Genomic DNA, 3298 nt, shown 5'->3' with positions numbered 1-3298 from the left:
GGACGAATCACCAAGATAGAGAAATTAGGTACTAATAATGAAGAGGTTACTCAAGTGAGTTATGATTATTTGGAGGAAAAAAGGACATTTACGATCAAATATGGAGATTGGTTAATTGAATCCAAGGATTTTCCATTGGAAAATAAACTGGGAGATGGGTTTAGTACTTTCGAAGATGTCCCTTTGTCAAACTATATGGGAGAGGTACAAAGCAATGAAAGGAGTGTTTTCACTGGCGAAAGTTCTTCAATTAGTTGGGAGATGGAATTTGATCCCTTAGATTATATTCCTGCACCTCTCATTTATGACCATAATCTCGAACCTACCACTTCCTGGAAACCTGAGGTTACCTCTAGAGCAAATGGGGATATTTACAGAAGTGTGACAGAACAATATCCGTTTACAGAATATGGATTGTTATTTTCTGGGGGTAAGTGGATCGACAAGGAATATAGTTATTACCCCAGTATAGAAACCAGGGAGGAAATAAAAAAGCAACTGGATGAGAATACTGACCAATTTACTAGCATCTATGGAGACCAATTTAATTATAAAAACTTTAGCGGTCGTTATTTTTTTACTGTTGGGACCCTAAGAAATTTACCAAGTGACCATTCGCTACGTGAGCAAATCAAAGATATTGCTTGGAAACATGCATCAAATCTAATAAGTGGAGAAACCATAGAAATTTCTGAAGAGGAAAAAGGGCTTTTCTCTCGTGTATTTTTTGAGTTGAAAGTCCATTCACCGACATTCGAAGATGTAAATGGTATAGTTATTAATAATCATGAAGATTATATCAAAGCAGTTAAGATACATGATAATGCGCCATTGGAAATAATTCAAAAAGTTTTTAAGAAGTATGAATCACTGTAGCAACTTCTCCCATCTGAGCAAAAGACAAATAGGAATAACACAAATGGGCATTATAAATCTTCTTTAACTATATTCTGGAAATTTGAAGGGGGGGGGAGTCTTAAACTAGATAAACAGTTTAAAGGAATAATCGGAAGCAACTTCGTCAATACTCGAAAGGATAAAACTGAAGTAATCCAATACCTTCTGACCGAATTTGAACTAAAGAAAAAAGAGACGGTAAGGATTAGGGATAGGAAGTTTAATATTTTAGGTGGAAAGAACAACTCATTGACATCGATAGGTGTGACTTACGGCCATAGAAGTATCGATGAATTAATGGGGGGACAATCTGACTATTTGGTTGATAGTTTTAGGGAACTACAATTGATATTTGAATTAAAAAGGACATAACCTTACATTATGTTCTGTTATAAATATCCTCCGGAAAACACTTAAGGCATAAGCCGTTGTACACTATAGGATCAATAAAACGACAACACGATTAAAATTAACAGAGGAAGAAATTGGATTAATTTTCTTTCAAATACAACCACTTGATGTATAAAAATTGAAATAATTCAAAATGAAATTTAATTGGTTGACAGTAAATTAATATGGAAAAAGACAATATAACAGCACTTTAATTACGTTCTTTTTTATAGAAATTACATTTAAAGCTTTACCTAATTGAGCAAACTGACAGATTGATTTTATCATCCCCTGAGAGTCTATAGGATTTTTAAAAGATAGGATGAAAAATGGCAACATTGCTTGAACAAACATTAAGTTTTAAGGAAAATAAATTACTTAGTAAAGCCCTAAAAGTACAGGCAAAGGCCTTTGGAATTTTAGATATACCTTTTTTACTTCAAATTTTGGACAATCACCCAATCAATAAAGTATTAGATATAGGGACGGGTGAGGGCTCTTTTATTCTGGAAATTGCTAAACGAAAACCTGAAATTGATTTTGTTGCAATGGATCATAATAAAGAACTAATTAAACAAGCAACAGAGGCAAAAGAAAAATTAAATATAAAGAATATAAATTTTATTAAACACCGGTTTGGTAGCAGGTTTTATTCCAAAAAATTCGACTTGGTATTTACCAGATTCTGTTTGGAGCATTCTTCTTCCCCTCAGACCTTTGTGAATCAGGTTTTTAATCAGTTGAATAAAAGGGGTGTATTTGCGATCATTGAAGAATATTGGTTTGATACTGGCTTAGATGATGAAATATGGCAGAAATTTAGAAAGAATAACCTTAAAACATTTAAAATGAAGTTTCGTGTTGATCCTTATACTCCCCGTCATTTGACTAAATGGCTGCACGAAGCAGGGTTTAAAAACATCAAAAGCAAAATTGCAATATATTCACCCAATACCATAGGCATTGAATATTTTTGTTCCCTTATTCTCAATATTGCTTTTTTAGGTAATCAATGGTTTCCCGATATATGGAAAAAGAAATATCTTAAAAAACTAGAGCAATGGATTGAAAAAGTTATATATGGCCATGAACTGGATCCTTTTATAACCTGTGTTCACGCCACAGCAATAAAAAAAGAACACTCCTTTTCAAAGGGTTTAGAAGAAGTCTTATAATTTTCATAATGAGTAAATAAAAATTTCATCATATTAAACCCACCAAATCCTGCCCAAACACCACCAATGCACGCTATGGAATACTGGGTAATTAAAACTATTCCGCGGGTTTAAAATATTCCTGCTGTTGGCCATTCCACTAATTCAATTTTAGACGGATTAGTCTCTCCCCAAAATAGCCTTAGAAGATTAAAACACATTTACCCCATCTTTGCCCCAAGGAATGTAATGATGTGTGGAGTGCTGATTATAAAGGAAAGTTTCTTATGGGAAACAAAAAGTACTGCCATCCCTTAACTATTGCCGACTCTAGAAGCCGATTTCTTTTACACCCAAAACATATTATAAAGAGAACTTCTAAGCCGCTAAAGCTGAATTTACAAAGGTTTTAAGGAAGTATGGTTTGCCCAGATAAATCCACACTGATAATGGTGGGGCCTTTGGATCGGCAGCAGCTATCCAGCGGGTTACCAGACTATCCTATTGGTTTATTGACCTAAAAATTCTACCCGTATTTTCGGATCCGACACATCCAGAACAAAATGGAAGGTATGAACGGATACACAGAGACTTAAAGGCTGCCTGTGCCATGCCCTCTGGTTTTGATTTAAAGTCTCAATAATGAAAATTAAATCACTTTGTAAAGGAATATAACTATGAAAAACACCATGAGGCCTTAGATTTGGAAACACCAGCTAAAACTCACTCGTTTTCAATCAGGCCATTCCCCGAAAAAATATAAACTTATGATTACCCTTCACATATGAAAGTAATGAATGTAATGCAAAACGGATAAGTGAGCTAAAAGCCTTATTATTGGGCATATATGTCCCGAG

General features: G+C 34.3%; 3 protein-coding genes. All 3 read left to right on the top strand.

Annotation, left to right across the window (positions count from 1 at the left end):
- A partial coding sequence (locus tag E1171_RS23615) for a hypothetical protein (protein ID WP_187696247.1) occupies nucleotides 1-876 on the top strand: 876 nt, incomplete at its 5' end.
- Nucleotides 877-945: 69 nt separating this feature from the next.
- The gene (locus E1171_RS24600) at nucleotides 946-1269 is read left to right on the top strand and encodes an HAD hydrolase-like protein (protein ID WP_187696248.1); all 324 of its coding nucleotides are present in this window, start codon (nucleotides 946-948) and stop codon (nucleotides 1267-1269) included.
- A gap of 347 nt (nucleotides 1270-1616) precedes the next feature.
- Entirely contained in the window at nucleotides 1617-2462 is an 846-nt protein-coding gene (locus E1171_RS04220; protein WP_155204416.1) for a methyltransferase domain-containing protein, read from the top strand.
- The last annotated feature ends 836 nt before the right edge of the window (nucleotides 2463-3298 follow it).

The organism is Xanthovirga aplysinae, from assembly GCF_009711365.1.
Lineage (GTDB): Bacteria > Bacteroidota > Bacteroidia > Cytophagales > Cyclobacteriaceae > Xanthovirga > Xanthovirga aplysinae.
Note: the sequence above shows the minus strand (reverse complement) of the source record. Positions and strands in the feature narration are given on the sequence as shown.